The 18609-nt window shown below is 65.2% G+C and carries 20 protein-coding genes; 6 read left to right on the plus strand and 14 right to left on the minus strand.

The genetic code is table 11. The features are described 5' to 3' along the window. Positions 1–66: 66 nt before the first annotated feature. The 5 genes from IEY28_RS02680 (at position 67) to IEY28_RS02700 (ending at position 6119) form a co-directional block, all read left to right on the plus strand. Positions 67–1479 carry a sulfatase-like hydrolase/transferase gene (locus IEY28_RS02680; RefSeq protein WP_188994311.1) on the plus strand — a complete coding sequence of 471 codons (1413 nt, stop codon included), beginning with the start codon at positions 67–69 and terminating at the stop codon, positions 1477–1479. A gap of 82 nt (positions 1480–1561) precedes the next feature. Continuing rightward, positions 1562–2575, plus strand: a complete 1014-nt coding sequence (locus IEY28_RS02685) for a phosphotransferase family protein (RefSeq protein WP_188994313.1) — start codon at positions 1562–1564, stop codon at positions 2573–2575. A 250-nt stretch (positions 2576–2825) separates the two neighbouring features. Continuing rightward, on the plus strand, positions 2826–4304 hold the full coding sequence (locus IEY28_RS02690; RefSeq protein ID WP_188994315.1) for a COG1361 family protein: 1479 nt from the start codon (positions 2826–2828) through the stop codon (positions 4302–4304). Then, entirely contained in the window at positions 4301–4981 is a 681-nt protein-coding gene (locus tag IEY28_RS02695) for an ABC transporter ATP-binding protein (protein WP_166969343.1), read from the plus strand. Before IEY28_RS02690 ends, IEY28_RS02695 begins: the two co-directional genes overlap by 4 nt. Then, positions 4974–6119 (plus strand): ABC transporter permease, encoded by a 1146-nt coding sequence (locus IEY28_RS02700; RefSeq protein WP_229783067.1) that lies wholly within the window; start codon positions 4974–4976, stop codon positions 6117–6119. The genes IEY28_RS02695 and IEY28_RS02700 overlap by 8 nt, the downstream gene beginning before the upstream one ends. Here IEY28_RS02700 and IEY28_RS02705 read toward each other — a convergent pair. The 12 genes from IEY28_RS02705 to IEY28_RS02760 all read right to left on the minus strand — a co-directional run bounded on the left by IEY28_RS02705 (position 6116) and on the right by IEY28_RS02760 (position 14308). Then, on the minus strand, positions 6116–6628 hold the full coding sequence (locus IEY28_RS02705; protein WP_188994317.1) for an HTH domain-containing protein: 513 nt from the start codon (positions 6626–6628) through the stop codon (positions 6116–6118). The two genes, IEY28_RS02700 and IEY28_RS02705, sit on opposite strands and share 4 nt — an antisense overlap. Before the next feature lie 422 nt (positions 6629–7050). Beyond that, positions 7051–8124 (minus strand): methionine synthase, encoded by a 1074-nt coding sequence (locus IEY28_RS02710; RefSeq protein WP_188994319.1) that lies wholly within the window; start codon positions 8122–8124, stop codon positions 7051–7053. After that, entirely contained in the window at positions 8121–9116 is a 996-nt protein-coding gene (locus IEY28_RS02715; protein WP_188994321.1) for a 5-methyltetrahydropteroyltriglutamate--homocysteine methyltransferase, read from the minus strand. Before IEY28_RS02715 ends, IEY28_RS02710 begins: the two co-directional genes overlap by 4 nt. A 62-nt stretch (positions 9117–9178) precedes the next feature. Next, a complete protein-coding gene (locus IEY28_RS02720) occupies positions 9179–9793 on the minus strand; it encodes a HemK2/MTQ2 family protein methyltransferase (protein ID WP_188994323.1) in 615 nt (204 codons plus the stop codon). Positions 9794–9796: 3 nt separating this feature from the next. Next, complete coding sequence (locus IEY28_RS02725) at positions 9797–10654, minus strand: 16S ribosomal RNA methyltransferase A (RefSeq protein ID WP_188994324.1); 858 nt, start codon at positions 10652–10654, stop codon at positions 9797–9799. A gap of 245 nt (positions 10655–10899) precedes the next feature. Further along, the gene (locus IEY28_RS02730) at positions 10900–11475 is read right to left on the minus strand and encodes a DUF655 domain-containing protein (RefSeq protein ID WP_188994326.1); all 576 of its coding nucleotides are present in this window, start codon (positions 11473–11475) and stop codon (positions 10900–10902) included. A 76-nt stretch (positions 11476–11551) separates the two neighbouring features. Beyond that, entirely contained in the window at positions 11552–11908 is a 357-nt protein-coding gene (locus IEY28_RS02735) for an RNA polymerase Rpb4 family protein (protein ID WP_188994328.1), read from the minus strand. An 8-nt stretch (positions 11909–11916) separates the two neighbouring features. Further along, positions 11917–12210 carry a 50S ribosomal protein L21e gene (locus IEY28_RS02740; RefSeq protein ID WP_166969359.1) on the minus strand — a complete coding sequence of 98 codons (294 nt, stop codon included), beginning with the start codon at positions 12208–12210 and terminating at the stop codon, positions 11917–11919. A 120-nt stretch (positions 12211–12330) separates the two neighbouring features. Then, positions 12331–12597 (minus strand): elongation factor 1-beta, encoded by a 267-nt coding sequence (locus IEY28_RS02745; RefSeq protein ID WP_166969361.1) that lies wholly within the window; start codon positions 12595–12597, stop codon positions 12331–12333. Between the two features lie 2 nt (positions 12598–12599). Next, on the minus strand, positions 12600–12779 hold the full coding sequence (locus tag IEY28_RS02750; protein ID WP_166969363.1) for an HVO_2753 family zinc finger protein: 180 nt from the start codon (positions 12777–12779) through the stop codon (positions 12600–12602). A gap of 72 nt (positions 12780–12851) precedes the next feature. After that, entirely contained in the window at positions 12852–13439 is a 588-nt protein-coding gene (locus IEY28_RS02755; protein WP_188994330.1) for a DUF2391 family protein, read from the minus strand. Further along, a complete protein-coding gene (locus IEY28_RS02760; protein ID WP_188994333.1) occupies positions 13436–14308 on the minus strand; it encodes a 3-hydroxyacyl-CoA dehydrogenase family protein in 873 nt (290 codons plus the stop codon). The genes IEY28_RS02755 and IEY28_RS02760 overlap by 4 nt, the downstream gene beginning before the upstream one ends. Positions 14309–14446: 138 nt before the next feature. Here IEY28_RS02760 and IEY28_RS02765 point away from each other — a divergent pair, with 138 nt between their 5' ends. After that, complete coding sequence (locus IEY28_RS02765) at positions 14447–15406, plus strand: transcription initiation factor IIB (RefSeq protein ID WP_166969369.1); 960 nt, start codon at positions 14447–14449, stop codon at positions 15404–15406. A 55-nt stretch (positions 15407–15461) separates the two neighbouring features. Here IEY28_RS02765 and IEY28_RS02770 read toward each other — a convergent pair whose 3' ends face one another. Further along, complete coding sequence (locus IEY28_RS02770) at positions 15462–16169, minus strand: bacteriorhodopsin (RefSeq protein WP_268239416.1); 708 nt, start codon at positions 16167–16169, stop codon at positions 15462–15464. 2 nt (positions 16170–16171) lie between these two features. Continuing rightward, positions 16172–18472 carry a methyl-accepting chemotaxis protein gene (locus tag IEY28_RS02775; protein ID WP_188994335.1) on the minus strand — a complete coding sequence of 767 codons (2301 nt, stop codon included), beginning with the start codon at positions 18470–18472 and terminating at the stop codon, positions 16172–16174. Positions 18473–18609: the final 137 nt, after the last annotated feature.

Raw genomic sequence — 18609 nt, forward strand, 5'->3', positions numbered from 1 at the left:
TTCCGTCGGGGCACGATACGTATTTTTGCGGGCAGTCCTAACGACACACAACCCGCTCTCGTCACGATGGCCCAGCGAAACGTCGTCGTCCTGTGTCTCGATACGGTCCGTGCCGATAGCTTCTGCGTCCACGCCGACAGGATACGTGACCGGGCCGCCCTCGTCCACGGTGGCTGTCGGGCGCCCAGCGCGTGGAGCGTGCCGAGTCACGCCAGTCTGTTCACCGGCGAGTTACCCCACCAGCACGGCGTCCACACGCACGCTCGACACTACGACGGCGTCGGGCCGAGTGAGACGTTCCTCGGCGACCTCCCGGACGCGTACCACACCGCCTGTATCAGCGCGAACCGGTGGGTGAGCGATGCGTTCGGCATCGGCCGGTTCTTCGACGAGACGGTGTTCGTTCCCGGGGGGTGCGTGGTCCCCGACGCACGGAACCCCGCGTGGGACGCCGACGGAACGCTGACTGCGGTCCGTGCCGCGGTCACCGGTGACCGACCGCTCGGCGCACTGGCCAACGTCGCCGCCGAGCGGGTCCGTTCGGCGATGCTCGACCATCCCCGACTGCAGGGGTTGCCCGTCCCCGCCCCCACTGACAACGGCGGCACCGCCGTCCTCGAACGCGCGCGCAGAGCGGTCGTCGACCGCGACGATCCCGTGGTCTGTTTCGCGAACCTCATGGACGCCCACGCCCCCTACTGGCACTGGCGGGGGATGGCTGACTACGGGGTCTCCAGACGGTGGTCGGACCGACGGCTGGATACGTGGGCCGTCAACACGGCTGCGGACATGGGGCCGTACGCCGACGACGTCGACTCCCTCAGAGCCATCTACGACGCACGGGTCCGCTATCTCGACCGCATCGTGGCCGACTTCGTCGATTCGGTCGTCGCGGAGACGGACCGAGAGACCACCGTCGTGGTCACGAGCGACCACGGTCACAACCTCGCGTATCCGGCCGACAGGGGTCTCCTCGACCACACTAGCAGCCTCACCGAGGGGCTGTTGCACGTCCCGTTCGCCGTGGTGAATCCACCGACCGACGGTGCCGTGCCGTCGCTGAACGCTGGCCGTCACCTCCCGCTTCGTCGTCTCGGCGCGTTCGTCTCCGGCCTCACCGTCGACGAACTCCGCGACGTGACGGCCGACCGGGTCGCCGCTGAAGTCCTCGGACGCACGCCGACGTGGGACGACCCGCCCGATGACCCCCGGTGGGACCGCGCGGTGCGGTGCGTCTACGAGGACGACACGAAGACCGTGTGGGACGTGACCGGCGAGACGCGACGGTACACCCTCGACGCCGACCGACCGAGTTGGCAGTCGAGGGTCGGACGGCGAGACGGCCTCCCGGCCGCCGACACCGACCCGCCCTTCGAGACCGCAATCGAGTCCGCCAAGCGAGGCGCGGTCGACGGGACTGCAGCGGCGACCGTCGACGACGACACTGCCCGGCACCTCGAACAACTGGGCTATCGGTGAGTCACACCTCGGCTCTGGACGGGCGGTCGACGCGACGAGGCGACTGACAGTTTTATTTAGCCCTCCCGCTTAGCCGCTCAGTGTGTCGACGCCGGAACGAGACATCGAGGCGGTTCTCGACGAGTCCGGTCCCGACTACGACGGGTTCTCGTTCGAGACTCCGGGTGGTGGCCACCAGAGCGACGTCTATCTGGTGACGCTCTCGCACGCCGGCGAGGAGTACGAGGTGGTGGTGAAGTTCAAACCGCCGGGCGACGTGCCGTTCGACGTCGAACCGAAACTCCACGAGTACGTCGCCAACCGGACTGACGTGCCGGTTCCACGAATCCTCGTGTTCAAGCGCGACCCGACCGTCGACGTCCCACCGTACTTCGTCACCGAACGCGTCCACGGCGAGAACCTCGCCGAGGAGTTCGCGGGGCTCTCGACCGACCACCGCTCCCGAATCCTTCGACAGGCGGGTACGATTCTCGGAGATATGCACTCCGAAATCGGGTTCGAGGCCTTCGGCCGCCTCGACTTGCACGACGGTCGGCTCATCGTCCGCGACTGGATGGGGAGCTGGCGCGAGTACTTCGAACAGCTCACCCGGACCCACCTCTCGCGGCTGGCCGATACTCGGTTCGCCGACGTCGCCGACCGTGCGACGACGCGCATCGAGCCAGCGCTAGACGTCGTCCCCGAGGACGGCGTCCCGAGACTCGTCCACGACGACTTCCGGCCGGCGAACCTCATGTTCGACGCCGAGGCCGAGGCCCCTATCACGGCCGTCCTCGACTGGCAGGACGTACTGGCGGCCTTACCGGAATACAACCTCGCACAGACGGAGTTTCTCTTCGTCGACTCCTCGTTTCGCGATCCGGAGATACGCGAGACGCTCCGCTCGGCGTTCCACGAGGGCTATCGCTCACAGCGGCCGATGACGTTCGAGGAGGGGTACGAGAACCGACGTCCCCTCTATCAGCTCTCGACGCTGTTGTGGCGGATGGCCGGGTTCGACGCCGCCTTCGCCGAGGAGTCGGGGCTCGCACAGGCCCGCGCCGAGGCACAGTACCGCCAGCAGTTCGAACGTCTCATCGAGACGATTCCGTCCTGACTCGCCCCGCTTTTCGACTCGTAGGGCGGTCCCGGCGACCGTCGACCTACACAGGCCGTGTGGGACGGTGCGGCCGACGGAGATATTCCGGACACGCCAAAGCAGCGTTCAGCAGTGAGTTGGGAACAAATTTCAGTAGTTTTAATCCGTAGCTATACGCAGGCCGACCCATGACGGTTGCCCTCCCCTCGCGAGTCGGCCCTCTGTGCATCGATTATCGAACGAACGTTCGGCCGACCCGGAGGCGACGATGCGACGTCTGACGCTCCTCGCGGTCGCGATACTCGTCGCCGTCGTACCGGTGACCGTCGCCGGTGCCGGCGTCAACGCGTCGGTCACCGGCGTCGACGTCACGCCGTCCGGGCCCGCTCCCGGCGAGACGGTCACGTTCACACCGACGGTACGGAACCTCCAGAGCAGCAGCGACTCGCTCGATATCCGGGCCATCGCGCTCCGCCGCGCCGGTGGCGGGGGCATCACCGAATATACGCGAGTGCGCAACGTCGGGACCATCACACCGGGATCCGAAATTCAGGTGCCGCTCACACACACGTTCGAGACGGCGGGGACCCGCGATATGCGCGTGTTCGTCTACGCGTACAATCCCAACGCTAGCGAAACTGTCCAGCTCCGGTATCCGGTCTCGGTCTCCGTTCGGGAGCGGCATCCGCAACTCGATATCAAGGCCAACGATTCCGTCGCTGGCGTCCCCTCGTCGGGTACCGTCACCGTCGCGAACGGCCTCGATACCAACGTCTCCAACGCCGAGATAACGGTCTCCGGCGACGGCGTCACGATGCTCGAAGAGCGGACCGTGGTGGCTACGCTCGGTCCGGGCGACACCGTGACAGCGCCGTTCCGGTTCCGTCCGGAGAGCGAGGGCCCGCACGAACTCGAAGCGACGCTCTCGTACACCATCGCCGGTGACACCGAACGGACAGTGACCCGGAGCAAGACGATTCGCAGCGAGGGCCTCCGCGAGGGCGTCGTCCTCGATGCGACCGGCGTCGGCAGCGGCGGCGACCGTGCCCTCGCCGTCGACGTCATCAATCGGGGCAACGCGCCCATCGAGGACGTCGTCGTCACGGCCGCGTCCGACAACGCGACGTTCCGTCAGGCCATCGTACGGGAGGTCGAACCCGGGTCGTCCGAACGCGTCCGTCTGAACGCCACTCTCTCGGAACCGCGCGCCAACGTCACCGTCGAGACTCGGTACGAGGTCGGCACGGCCGAGCGACGTGCGACGACGACCACCGAACTCCGGTCGGCCCCGGGCACTATCGGCTTGACTGGCCTGTCGGTCTCCCGCGAGGGCGGGGTCGTCCAGATTACGGGCAGTGCGAGCAACCTCGGGATGACCGAGGCCAACAGCGTCGTTCTCAGCGTCGTCCCCACCGACAGCGTGGAACCGGCGGCGCCGAACAAAGACTACTTCGTCGGGACGGTTCCGGCGAGCGATTTCGTCTCGTTCGACCTGACTGCGCGGACCGACGGGAACGTCACGTCGGTCCCGGTCGAGGTGTCGTATCTCGTCGACGGTGACCGCAAGCGCCAGACAGTGCAGGTGAACGCCGGCAGCGCCGACACCAGTCAGAACAGGACACCGACGGACCAGCGGTCCAGCAGTGGTCTCTTGCCGGTCGCCGCTGTCGGGGCCGTCGCCCTCCTCATCGTCGGGGGTATCCTCGTCCGGCGGTATCAGCGCGGGGACGACGACGAGGACCTATGACCGTCATCGACGCGTACGACCTCGTCAAGCGGTATCGAACCGGCGGCGAGACGCTGGAAGCGCTCGGCGGTGTCGACTTCTCGCTGTCTGCCGGCGAGTTCGTCTCGATCATGGGACCGAGCGGCAGCGGGAAGACCACGCTCCTGAACATCCTCGGGTTGCTCGCGACGCCGACGGAGGGCCGTCTCACGCTGAACGGCCGCGACGTGACTGACCTCGGCGACCGGAAGCGTACGCGCCTCCGCAAACGGACAATCGGATTCGTCTTCCAGCACTTCTATCTCCTCCCGACGCTCTCTGCCGTCGAGAACGTCGAGGTCCCTCGCCTGTTCGACCGTGATCCCGGCCGAACCGCCCGCGCTGAGGACCTGTTGACGCGCGTGGGACTCGGTGACCGTCTGGACCACCGACCCGACGAACTCTCTGGCGGGCAGAAACAGCGCGTCGCCATCGCTCGCTCGCTCATCAACGACCCGACTATCGTCCTCGCCGACGAACCCACCGGGAGCCTAGACCGTGAGACGGGTCGGCAGATTCTCGACGAGTTCCGCCGCATCGCCGACGAACAGGACGTCGCCATCGTCGCCGTGACACACGACGAACTGGTCAACGAGTACGTCGACCGGACCGTCAACCTCGTCGACGGCACCGTCGGCAAGGAGGTGCTGAATGCTTGACCCCCTGTACCGCCGGTTCCCGTCGGTACTCATGGCTCGACGGAACCTCACACGGACGAAGATGCGCTCGCTGCTCGCGTCGCTTGGCATCGTCATCGGCGTCATCGCCATCGCTTCTCTGGGGATGTTCGGCGTCGCACTGCAGTACTCGTTTACACAGAATCTCGGTGACCTCGGGAATCAGGTGACCGTCTCGCCGAACCGGGACGCCGGCGTCACCTCGCTCTCGGAACGCGACATCCGGGAGATTCAGCGCGTCGCCGGGCCGGGCGTGACAGTCTCTCCGGTCAAGCAGGGTATCGAACCGGTCGCGTACGACCGCAAGCAGAACACGTCGGAGTTCATCTACGGGTTAGAGCGTCCCAGCGAGGTATACAACGCATCTGAGGGGCGTGTCCCAGAACCGTTCCGCTCGGGCGCCCTCGTCGGGACGACCATCGCAGAAGAACACGACTTACACCCGGGGAGTACCATCGCCGTCAACGGGACGACCGTCAGGGTCCGTGCCGTACTCGAATCGGGCGACGCCTTCTCCCGGTTGAACCCCGACAGCCGCCTCATCCTCCCTCCCTCGTACTTCCACGAGCGCGGGTACGCACAGGTGTACGTTACCGCTCGGACCGGCACGCAGGCCAACGAGACGGCCAGCGCCATCAGGGGCGCTCTCAACGACCGAGAGCAACGAGTCACGGTGAACGAACTCGGATCGCTCGTCGACACCATCGAACAGCAGTTCCAGATAATCAATACGGTGCTGGTCGGCATCGCCTCTATCTCGCTGCTCGTCGCCGGCATCTCCATCCTCAACGTGATGCTCATGTCGACCGTCGAACGCCGCGAGGAGATCGGCGTCCTGCGAGCCGTCGGCTACCAGAAGCGCGACGTCCTCAAAGTGATGCTGACCGAGGCCACGCTGCTGGGCATCGTCGGCGGGTTGGTCGGCGTCGTCCTCAGCCTCGGGGCCGGCCTCGCTATCAACCACTACACCGTCGGCGACGCGATGGCGGTGTTCCGCCTCGCGAACGCGTGGTACCTGCTCGCCGCCTTCGGCTTCGCCGTGGTGACGAGCATCGTCAGCGGTCTCTATCCGGCGTGGAAAGCAGCGAGCGAAGAACCGGTCGAAGCGCTACGGGGTTAGGGCGTCGTCTCGACGCCGGGTTCGAGCCACGGTTCGGTCCGGCCCACCGTCACCGAATCGAACTGGACGAGCCAGTCCCCGTCGCCACGCTCGAACGCTTCCAGTGCGTCACCCACGGTGTAGGTCATGTCGTCGTCGGTGCAGGGGAAGACGGCCTCCAACTGCTTGTCGTCGTAGATGGCCAGCGAGACGACGGGGAACACGACCACGTCGTCGACCCGGTCCAGTCCGACGTAACTTCGAGTCCGCCGCTCGAACGCCGGTTCGAGCGACGAACCGTTCCGCTCTGACCAGTCGCGGAACTCCTCGTAGGTCGCGAGCGCGCCGGACCGCTTGTCCTCGGCCATCGTCCGGATGCGCTGCCACTCACCAGCGACCATCGAGTCCGTGAAGACGCCGTTGGCTTCGAGTCGCTTGACCCGGTTGAGCACCTGCTGCTGGGCATCGAACGTGCCGTAAGTGTCTCCGCGAAGATACAGTTCCGCCCGAAGGTGTGTGTCGTCTGTCATGGCCCTCTCGTTCGAACCATCTCCTGACGACAACTAAACTCTTTCCCAGATTTCCATATACGAATAACTATATATTCTCACGAAGGAACTACGTCCAATAGGGTCTGAAAGTGCCGTAAAATGCACTTTCCGGAGTATATATCGTGACACATTGTGACAACAAGTAACAACGATATTTCTGCAGTGGTCGATGGCTGTTTCGTCCGGCGTCGAAAAATCGCGGGGTGTACTACCGCGCGGTATTCATCGGTGGTTCGATCGACGAGCGAGACGGACGAAATCCGCCCGCCGTGGTAGCGACTGGCCGGTAGCCGCGTTCGACAGTGACGGTTCGAGAAGAGACCGCTCGTGACGGTACTCGATCGCGGATCACTGCGTTCCCCGCTCGCTATTCGATGGGAACCCCTCCGATCGGTTCCGCGTTAGTCGTCCGCGCTTGCTTCCGCACCGCTCGCGACGACGTCGATCTCGCCGGCGTCGAGTTCCTGTTCGACTTCTCGGGCCGCCTGCACCATGTTCTCCATCTTGCCACGCGCAATCTCGCGAGGCAGGAGTTTCACGCCACAGTCCGGCGAGACGGTGAGTTGCTCCGGCGGGACGACTTCGAGCCCCTTCTTGATGTTGTCCTTGATGCTTTCGACGGACTCGACCTCCGCGGTGTGTGCGTCGAGGACGCCCATCGCGAAGTCCTTCGTGAACTCGTGTTCCTTGAACACGTCGAGTTGCTCGTAGTTCCCGTTGGCGAGTTCGAGGTCGTACTCGTGGACGGGGTAGTCCAGAATCTCGGGATAGATACGAGAGTAGTCGCCGTAACAGACGTGCAGGCCGAGTCGCACGTCGTCCGGAATCTCGTCGACGATGCGTTCGAGACACTCGCCGACGATGGCGTGGTCGTCCGGCGTCGTCGCCAGCGCCGGTTCGTCGATCTGGATGTAGCGCGCGCCGGCCTCGACCAGCGCCTCTATCTCCTCGTTGACGAGGTCGGCCAGTTCGTAGGCCAGTTGCTCCTCGCTGTCGTAGACCTCGTTGAACGACCAGTTCGCGAGCGTGTAGGGGCCGGTAATCGGGACCTTCACGGGTCGCTCGGCGACCTCGTCGGTGAACTCGAACTCCTCGACGAGCCACTGCTCGCCGTACTCGACTTCGTCGGCGACGGAGGGCTTATCGAAGTAGTTGTGGCCCCACACCTTCACGCGGCCGTTGAACTCGTAGCCGTCGATGCGGTGAGCGAAGTACTCGACCATCTCGTTGCGTCGCATCTCGCCGTCACAGATGACGTCGAGACCACAGCGTTCGTGCTCGTGCGTGATGAGTCGCGAGGCGTCGTCTTTCGACTCCTCCCACTCGTCCTCGCCGAAGTCGGCGTCCTCGTCCTCGAACATCTCGCGGGCGCGGTCGTGCCACTTCGGCTTGGGGTAGGAGCCGACGACTGTCGTCAGCAGGAAGTGGTCGTTCGGGTGATCCTCCGGTCGGAACTGCTCTCGTGGGCCAGTCATGCTTCCACCTCTTCTAAGTCAGCGGCGTTCGCAAGCGATTCCAGTTTGTCCGCGAACTTGTTGACGGGGAGATAGAACAGTTCGGTGTTCGCGGTGGCATAGACGGTGTCATAGACGGTGTTGGTCTGCTGTTCGAACCAGTCGATGCGGTCACGGATGGTCTCGGGGGACTCCACCAGCGTGTTCTGGCCGTCGACGACGCCGAGGGCGACGTCGTCTTTCGTCCCGTACTCCTGAACGTTGTAGACGTTGCTGTCGTGGTCGGAGACGAGGTCGAAGCCGATGGCGTCGACGTCGGCGTCCATCAGGTGGGCGTAGGTCTTCTCCTCGATGGGACCCCAATAGGTGTGGGTGACCACGTCGGCGTCGGTGGCGTTCGCGACGGCGTCGATAGCTTCGCTCGCGCGTTCGTCCGTCCCGTCATCGGGGTCGTTCTCGACGAGCGACGGCTCTAGCAGGAACAGCGTCTCGACGTCGGGGAACTGCTCGACCTCGCCGGCGAGGAACTCGGCGATGGCGTCGAGGAAGGCGGCCTCGTCGCCGTAGTAGTCGTCGGTCGCGAGGTCCGCCAGCGAGTACGGGCCCGGCAGGACCGCCTGCAGGCCGTCGTCGACCAGTTCGGCCGCGGCGTCGAGTTCGGCGGCGACGTCGCCGTCTGCCGTCAGGTCGTCCTGCACGACCGGCTCTCGGTAGAAGTTGTTGTTGTCGTAGTAGCGGACGATGCCGCGGGTCTCGACGCTGTCGTGGACCGCAAGCGGGTGGGCGAGCATGTCGTCCCAGCGGAGCTGTCCTTCGACGACGCGGTCGAGTCCGGCGTCCTGCTGGAGCGAAATCACTTCCTCGCGAGCGCGGTCGTATGCGTCGACGATCTCTCCACCTTCGTCACCGCTGATGAGGTCCGTCTTCTGATGCCCCTTCAGGTCAGACAGTTCGTCCTTGGCCCAGTCCGGTAGCGGGAACAGGCCCGGTGTCGTGGCGACTATCTGTGTCATTGCACTCGGCTACGAAATGACGGGCTTTAATATTTCCTATTCGAGAAAATGCGCCAAAGTAATCAATTCCGCACGAACCGGAGGACGACGAGCCGTTCGTACGGATGCTTCTCGCTCGCGATCTGTTCGCCGACCAGCCCGTGCTGACGGGCGTATTCGCGGACTGCGTCGGGGTCGGTGAGGCTGCTGACGAGGAGGAGCGCCTCGCCGTCCGGCGCGAGTACCCGGCCGACCGATTCGAGGAACGGGTCGACGAGTCGCCGGCCGTCTTCGCCGCCCGAGAGGGCGTGTTCCATCCAGTCGTCCCACTCCTTTTCGGCCGGGGTCGGGAGGTACGGCGGGTTGAACGCCACGAGGTCGAACACCTCGTCGCGGAACGGGTCGACGAGGTTGCCTCGAACCGCCGTGACCCCTCGTTTGCGGGCCTGTTGACAGGCGAGCGGATTCACGTCCACACCGACGGCGTCGGCACCGGCCTCGGCCATCGTCGCCGCGACGAACCCGGATCCGGTTCCGACGTCGAGCGTGCGGTCGCCGTCGTCGACGCGCTCGCTCACCGCTCGGGCGAGCAGCGCCGAGTCTTCGGCCGGTTGGTACACCGACTCGACGCCGCGCTGGTCGGCCAGTGCTGGCCGTCCGGACCCCTCGGTCTCGCCGCTCCCCCCGTCACCGCGCATCGGTCACGCCTCCGGGTCGCCGACGTCGTACGCCAACGTCGCGAGATCCGCGAAGTCCGCCGGCGCGAGGTTCCCGGCGCGGGCGCTCAGCAGGTCCTCGTCGGCGGCGTCGACCACCGCGTCCGGGTCGCCCAGTCCAGAGATGTGGGCGGTGTTCCGGACGGCGTTACGCATCGTCTTCCGGCGCTGGGTGAACACGGCCTTCAGGAAGTCCATGAAGAAGTCGTCGTCGGGGACGGTGTAGTCCGGTTCCCGGGGCGTCGTTCGCACGAGCGCACTCGTGACCCGTGGCTGTGGGTCGAACGCCTGCTTGGGCACCGTCTCGACGACTTCCACGTCGGCGTAGTGGCCCGCCGTCACCGACAGCCGGCCGTAGTCGTCCGTCCCGGGGTCCGCGGCCATCCGCTCGGCGAACTCCTGTTGGAACATCAGCACCATCGGACGACCGTGGGGCAGCAACCGGAACGCTATCTCGGACGATGCGCCGTAGGGCAGGTTCGAGATGCTCGCCGTGAACTCGGGGAGGGCAACGTCGAGTGCGTCACCCTCGACGACGGTCAAGCGCCCGTCCGCGACCTCGTCGGCGAACTCCTCGCGCAGGTGGGCCGCGAAGTCGCGGTCCCGTTCGACGACGGTCACTCGGTCGGCGACCGCAAGCAAGCGGTCGGTCAGCGCGCCGGGGCCGCCACCGATTTCGAGGACGTGTGCGAGGTCCATCTCCGTCTCGACGGCGTACTCGGGGATGCGGTCGAGGACACGGTCGTCGACGAGAAAGTGCTGGTCCTGCCGGGTGTCGGCGCGTTTGCCCGCCCGACGGACGAGCGCGTCGGGGTCGCGACTGCCGGTCGGCGTCTCGGTCATTGTGACTCCGTAGACGGTCGGCGGTTGAAAAGGCCGACTACTCGGCCCGCGCCGCCTCGGGCGTCGCTACGCTTACGGGTCCGCCGCTCCGCTTCGAGGACGGCTCCTGCACTCCGTTTACTCGCCGCCCTCGCCTTGCTCCACGGTTCACTCCGTTCACCGCTCCGCTACGAGGGTTCGTTTCACTCACCCTCGCCTTGCTCTGCGGGTCGCTGTCGCCCCCCGCTCCGCTACGAGGGTTCGTTTCACTCACCCTCGCCTTGCTCGCTCCGGCGGACGAACAACCGATACTTCAGGTCGTCTTCGCGCAGTTCTTCGAGGATGCGCTCGATGAGTACCTCTTTGGGGTTGTGGAGGCCGCTGACCCGGTCTTCGAGGTCCTCGAAGCTCTCGAAGGGCTTTCGCTTTCGCTCGTCGAGAATCGTGTTTCGGAGTTTCTTCCCGATGCCCGGCAGGAGGTTCAACTGGTGGAGTCGCAGGGTAATCGGCTGGGCGTCGTTGTAGAAGTCGACGAATCGTTGCTGGTTGGCCTCGACGATCTCCTCGACGGCGTACTCCAGTTCCGAGCGGGCGCCGCTGGGGAGGTCGTCGAACTCTCGCTCCCGGACGCGACCGAACTCGGTCAGGTCGATGCGGTCCCCGAACGCGATGTCGGCGTCGTCCGAGAGCGTCAGTTCGTAGATGTAGAACTCCTCGATACCGAGGGCATATGCGAGCGGCTCTTTCTGGTGCTGGGGCCTGTCGTCGTCGCTTCGGCCGTGTGGGAGGACGTCGAGCACTGCCGCGACCATGTCGTCGCCACCGCTCTCCGTGCTGCTCATGTACTGCGGTACGATGAGAACGCACTTAATGGCGATGGATAGACGTACTACGCCCGGCGGGTCGAAACCCGGCCGTTCAGGCGTACTGCTTGACGATGTCGAGAATGTCGTCGAGTTCCTCGCCGGTGAGCGTGTAGCGCTCCTGTGCGAAGACGGCGCGGAGTTCGTCCCGGTCGAGGGGACGGAGGTTCGCTATCTTGTAGGCCGTCGCCTCGTCGACTTTCTCCAATTCCTGCAGTTGTTCGACGAACTCCAGAGACTCCTCGGGGTCGAGCAGGGCAAAGCGGTTGACGTGTTCGATGGCGCGCTTGAGTTCGTAGCGCATCTCACGCTCTTCGTCTGCCGCTCGTTCCATCTCGAGGTCCTCGAGGATCTCCTTGGTCTCGGCGACGGTCAGATACTCCTCGTCGACCTTCTCTTTGAAGATGGTCATCGCTCAGTTCAGTTCTCTTGGCGACGCAGGTGCGCGGGCTTGACGACGACCGTCTTCTGTTTGCCGCCGTCGACGATTTCGACCCGGTAGGCACGTCCCTGCTGGCCGGCGACGGTGCCGGTCTGGCCGTCGAATCGCGGGTGGAAGCGACCCTCGGGCACCGAGGGGTCGATCTTGAGGTGGACCTTCTCACCGTTTTCGAACTGCTCGACGGCGCGCTGTGGCGGCGAGGTACCACCGTCTCGGGGCTTGTTCTTGAGTTTGTTACGAGTACCTTCGAGAGGGCCGTTTGAACTAGGCATTCTTGCTCACCGCTTGTCCGGTCGCCCTAATAAAACGTGCGTTCCACGACTGCGGGCGGCACGGGTTCTCGCGGTGCCGCGGCTACCGAACTCGGGGAACGCGAAAACGGGAGCCAGTGGTTACAGGCGACCGACGCTGTCGACTTCGACGGACTCGACGCCGTCGACGTCGGCGAACGCTTCCTCGACGGCCTCGGTCCCACCGGCGTCGTCGGGGACGATGACGGTTGGGAGGAGTGCGACGAGGCCGAACGCGACGTCGTCACGCTCGAAGCCTTTGATCTTCGCTCCTTCGGGAAGCGACCCTTCGAGACGCTCCTGCAGGTCGTCGAGGTCGACTTCCGGGCTCTGCGGCATGATCTTGATTTTGGCGGCTACCTTTCCCATGGTTATGGACCCGTGAATCCGCAGTCGGGGCACTTGTAGAGGTTACTCTGCTTGCGGCAGGTCGAACAGCGGTAAATCTGCTGGCCGCAGTCCGGGCACTTGAACGCGGCGGCGTTCGTGCCGGCGATGTTGATGCCACACGAGACGCACTTTTGCGTCCGCTTTTGCTGGCTCTCGCTCATACCACCCCGTATCCGACCGCGGCTTTTAACGGTTGCCAAACGTCGCCGCCACCACGCGAGAGTGTGCCACGGTTAGCTCCCCGGGAGGATGTCGCCCAGTGCCGCACCGATCGCCATCGGTACGAACGCGACGCTACAGACGCAAAACGACGCCCAGACGACGGCGGGGTCGGTGGTCGACCACTCCACTACCCCCCAGCCAGTCAGGAGGGCAACGGCGACGACGAACGCCGTCAGAGTGACCCCGGCAAGCCGACGGGGGACGAGGCCGAGGATTCGGTTGGCCACCCGGACGTCCTGAAAGTCGGCGACGTAGAGGATACCGATGACCATCACGACAGCCGAGGCCAGCGTCCCTAACAGATACAGCGGGTGTTGGGCGATGTGGTGACCGGCCTCTACCGTCCCGCTTTCGACGGCCATCGGGATACCGAACAGGAGCGACCCGAGGACGGACTCCGCGAGGTCCTTACGGTCGAACCCGTAGATGATGCGACCGAAGACGACCGGTTCGTCGTCCTGAGCCTCGGCCGCCGCCCGCATCGCCTCTCTGACCTGCCTGCGTTCTTCCGGCGAGTCGACGATGGTCGCTAACTCCTCTAGTTCGTCGAATAGCTCATTGATGCCATCGTCGTCGGTCTCGAAGTCGTCGGCACTCATCGCTCGTCGACCCCGTCTGCGCGCGCTGTGACGGCCGGGTTCAGTTCGCTGGGGCGAGTCGGCTCTCCGTTCGTCCACACGTAGAACCCCTCGCCGGTCGGCTTCCCGAGTCGGCCCGCTTCGACCGCCTCGCGGAGCATCGCCGGTGGGTCGAATCGCGCGTCGAGTCGCGCGGTCAGGTCGTCCAGTCCAGCGAGGACGGCGTCGAGTCCCATGGCGTCGGCGCGCGCGAGAGGCCCCCAGTCAGCGTCGGCGCGCGTTGCCGCCCGGTCGATGTCGGGGATGGTGGCGACGCCGTCTGCGACCATCCTGACCGCTTCGACGATACTCGCGAGTTCGAGGCGGGCGGTGGCGAACCCCGGCACGTCCCGGACGACGATTGGCACGCCGTCAAGACCGCGTACGAACGTCGTCGCGCGGTCCCGCGTCGCCGCCGTCGTCTGATCCGCGAGGACGACCTCGACGACGTCGCTCGCCGTCGGCGCCGGGAAGTGCAGTCCTACTGCCCGGTTGGGTGCTTGTAACCCGGCCGCGACAGCGGTCACCGACACCGTCGTCCCGCCCGTCGCGACGAGGGTGTCCTCGGCCAGCATCGTCTCGACCTCTGCGAGCAAGTCCCGCCGAGACGCCAGGTCGCGGTCGGTGGCGTCGACGACGACGTCGGCCCCGTCGACGGCACTCTGCAGTCCCGTCGTGCCGTCGAGCGAGTCCGTGACGGCCACGTCGTCGAGGGTTCGGTCAAGTGCGTCGACGCTGTCCATCACAGTGGTTGGGTCCTCGTCGTACAGACGGACGGCGTGGCCTGCGCGCACGCATCGTCGGGTTGGGGCTCGCCCGTGTGGACCGGCCCCCAGTACGGCCACAATCATGCACCAACTACCGCACTCCCTCGGGTTAAGCGTTTATTCGGCCGCTATGGAGCCCCGGTCGGCGGGTTTTCCCCCCTCTAGGCGGTACCAACCACCCAAACATTTATACGTAATAGGCCTTTCTCCGTAAAAGAACACATGGAACGGCCGACGCGCCAGCGGGATACGGACCAAGAGGAGCGTGAGCAGGAGTCCGAGGACACTGGTCAACAAACTTGTCCCGAATGTGAGTCGGAGAATATCTCCAGTGACGGCGGGGGTGAACTCGTCTGTGAGGACTGTGGGCTGGTCATCGAAGACGAGAACATCGACCGCGGGCCCGAGTGGCGCGCGTTCAATCACTCCGAACGCCAGTCGAAGTCACGCGTCGGGGCGCCGACGACGCAGACGATGCACGATAAGGGGCTGACCACACAGATCGACTGGAAGGACAAAGACGCCTACGGGCGGTCCCTGTCCTCGGAGAAACGCTCCCAGATGCACCGTCTCCGAAAGTGGCAGGAGCGAATCCGGACGAAAGACGCCGGTGAACGCAACCTCCAGTTCGCGCTTTCGGAAATCGACCGGATGGCCTCCGCGCTTGGCGTCCCGCGGTCGGTGCGGGAAGTCGCCTCCGTCATCTATCGACGGGCACTGAACGAGGACCTCATCCGTGGCCGCTCCATCGAGGGCGTCGCGACGGCCTGCCTGTACGCCGCCTGTCGACAGGAGGGCATCCCACGGAGTCTCGAAGAGGTCTCGGACGTCTCACGGGTCGAGCAGAAGGAGATCGGGCGCACGTACCGGTACGTCGCCCAGGAACTCGAACTCAAGATGGAACCGGTCGACCCCAAGCAGTACGTCCCCCGGTTCGCCTCGGAACTGGACCTCTCCGAGGAGGTCCAGTCGAAGGCCAACGAGATAATCGACACCACCGCCGAACAGGGCCTGCTCTCGGGGAAGTCCCCGACGGGCTATGCCGCCGCCGCCATCTACGCCGCGTCGCTACTCTGTAACGAGAAAAAGACACAGCGTGAGGTCGCCGACGTGGCACAGGTGACAGAGGTCACCATCCGGAACCGGTATCAAGAGCAGATCGAAGCGATGGGCATCCACTGACTGCCCGCATCGTCACACTCGTCTCGTCCGCCGTTTCTCCGAACGCTGCTCGCCGCTAGTCGGCGGTCACCGTCACGACGCTGTCCCCGACAGTGACTTCCCGTATCGTCGTCCACGCCTGCAGCGCGATGACGCCGAACCCGACTTTCGTCACCACGTCGAGGTAGACGATGACCAGCGACGCCGTCTCGATGTCGAGCAGACCGATTCCCGAGGGACCGAGGAGCCAGACGACGGGGTACACCATCCAGAGGACGACGACGAAGTTCCGCAGCGTCCGGTAGAGGCTCACTTCGAGATCGGAGAGCGCCGCGACTGCAGCGGACGCTACGGAGCCATACAGCAGGTACACGACGCCGGCGAAGCAGGCGGCGCCGAGGGCGAACAGGCCGTAGTTCAGCGGGTCGGGGACCACCGTGCCGGCGAACCCGAACACGATGGTCAGCGCCTGCAAGCCGACCAGTTTGGCGATATCGTCGCGAGCAGCCTGTGCGAGCAGTCCCAGATAGAGGACGTTGATGGGCGTCGTCACCAGCCAGTCCGCGTAGCGAACGACGTACACCGTGTGCCCGGCCGCCTGTATCCTGCCCACACCGAGCGTCAGCAGGACGTACGCGACGATGGCCACTCCCGGAATCGCCACCAGCAGCAGGTACCGCTTGCGCGTCGCTTCGGGGACGAGCGTGTAGCCGTAGGCCAGTACGGCCGTCCCGAGCAGTTCTCCGAGCAGTCCGAGCGTGAACCAGATAGTTATCGTGTCCATTGTCAGTCGTCCGTCGTGGCCGTCGCGCCGCCGACACCCGCGGTGTCGGTGGTGTCGACGTCGAAGCGGTCGAGCAGCGATTCGAGGTCGTCCGCTCGCTCGCGGAGTTCCCGGGCGGAGTCGGCCACCTCCGCGATGGCGGCCGACTGGTCCTCGGCCGCCCCGGCGACGGTGTCGGCCTCGGTCGCCGTCTGCTGTGAGATGGTCGAGAGGTCGTCGATGGTGCCCATGACCTCCTGTGCCGTGCGGGCTTGCTCTTCGGTCGCCCGGTCTATCTCCTGAATGCCGGTGTCGACCTCCTCCGTGTACTCGACGATGGTCTCTAGCGCGTCGACCGTCTCCTCGACGGTGCCGACGCCCTCGGTGATGCGCTCGCTCGTCGACTCCATCGTCTCGACGGTGTCGCCGGCCTGCGACTGGATGCGCTCGATGCGCTGTTCGATGTCGCCGGCGGCGGATTTGGTCTCCTCGGCGAGGCCCTTGATCTCGTCTGCGACGACGGCGAACCCGGCCCCGTCGCCGTCGGCGTGTGCGGCCTCGATGGAGGCGTTCAGGGCGAGCATGTTCGTCTGCTCGACGATGTTCGTGATGACGCCGACTATCTCGCCGATCTCGTCGAGTTCCTCGTCGAGTGCGGTAATCTCCTCGACGGTCTCCTCGGTCTCGGCTTCGATGGCGCTCATCTCTTCGATGGCCTCCTGTGCGGCTTCGCGACCGTCTTCGCCCACCTCGGCGGCGGACTGTGAGGTGTCTGCCACCTGCTGTGCGGAGGCGGCGACCTCTTCTGCCGTCGCCGAGAGGTTGTCCATCTCGCCGGAGGCCTCTTGCAGTCGTTCGCTCTGTTCGGTGGTGCCCTCGAATATCTCCTGAATCGACTTCGAGACCTGCTGACTCGCCTGATCGACGCGCTCTGCGTTCGAGCCGACGCGGTCGCTGGACTGGAGGACGTTCGCCGCGAACGCCTTCATGTCCGCGATGGTGCCTTCGAGCGCGTCGAGCGTGGCGTTTATCTCCGTCCCGACGTCGGCCATCGCGTCGCTCATGCTATCCTCGTCGACGCGGGCGGTCAGGTCACCGTTCGCGGCGGCCTCCAGCGCGTCGCTGTACTCGTCGGCTTTCAGTTCGAGATGGCCGCTGAGCGCCTGCATCTCGTTGCGCTCTTGTTCGACCTCCTCTTTTGCCGTCTGGGCCTCCTCGCGGGCGGCCTCGGCCTCCGAGATCTGTTCTCGGAGGCTCGACCGCATGTCGTCGAACGCGTTATAGAGCGTCCCGAACTCGTCGGTCCGAGACGTCCTGAGTTCGACGTCGAGGTCCCCGTCGGCCATCGACTCTGCCTTCGCGGAGAGACGCCGGAGCGAGGCGATAGTGTTCCCACCGATTGTCACCCCGACCAGTCCGAGGTTGATGACGGCGAGCAGGATGAGACCGACGAGGTCCGAGTTGATCTGGTCACTCAGCGCGTAGGCCTGTTCGGCGTTCGAGTGGACCATCACGACCCAGTCGTGTGACTGCAGTCGGGTGAGGCCCATCAGCATCGCCCCCGTCTCGACGAAGGTGCTGTTGCCCGGGGCCAGCGAGGTGACCGGCTCACGCTCCAACTGCGAGACGGGTGCAGTCGTCCCAATCTTCGACGTGTTCGGGTGGGCGACGAACTCGCCGTCGGTGTTGACGACGGTGGTGTACGACCCCGACCGCTGATTCGAGATGTCGTCCGCCTTCGATTCGAGGTCCGTCATGTAGACGATAGCGCGGTTCTCCGCGCCCGGAACCGGCGAGACGACGGCGATGATCGGGTGGTCGACGACGGCGACGTTGAACGGTTCGGTGACGTGCGTGTCGTCCGGGTCGCTGAACGAGGGTGGGTCCGTCGCGAAGGGGGCACCTTGTTCGGCGGCGTTCACGCCGACGAACTGCTCGTTCGAGCTAGCGACGATTTCACCGGTACCGGTGTTCACGTAGTGGACCGCGACCACGTCCGGCGGCACCTCGTCGTTCGCTACGAGGTCCGTCAGTCTGTCCTGTATCTCTGTCTGCGATCCGTCGGTGAAGACTGGTAGCCGTGAGGTCGTCCGCACGTCCCGCCGCGTCGTCGTAAGCCACGCGTCCAGCTGGCTGGCCTGCGTGTCGGACAACGCGGTCATGTCACTGGCGACGTCGTCTTCCAGCGTTGCGGAAGCTTGCAGGCTCACGACGGCGCCGAACGCGACGATGACGACGATAGCGAACGCGAGCGCGACTCCCAGCCGCGCGGCGTAGCTATCCCCGACGACGCTCGGGAGTGGCGAATCCCTGTCTGTTGGCATCTCCAAAACGTATGGAAAACGTCGGTTAAAGGCTTCCTCCGCCATTTTCACACCTGATAAGCCGGACGCCGACGGGTGGACTACCCGACTCGCGCCAAAACAGTGATACGTTCTCACCGTCGATTGTGTTCGTATCG

The organism is Haloarcula pellucida, assembly GCF_014647235.1.
GTDB classification, from domain to species: Archaea; Halobacteriota; Halobacteria; order Halobacteriales; family Haloarculaceae; genus Haloarcula; species Haloarcula pellucida.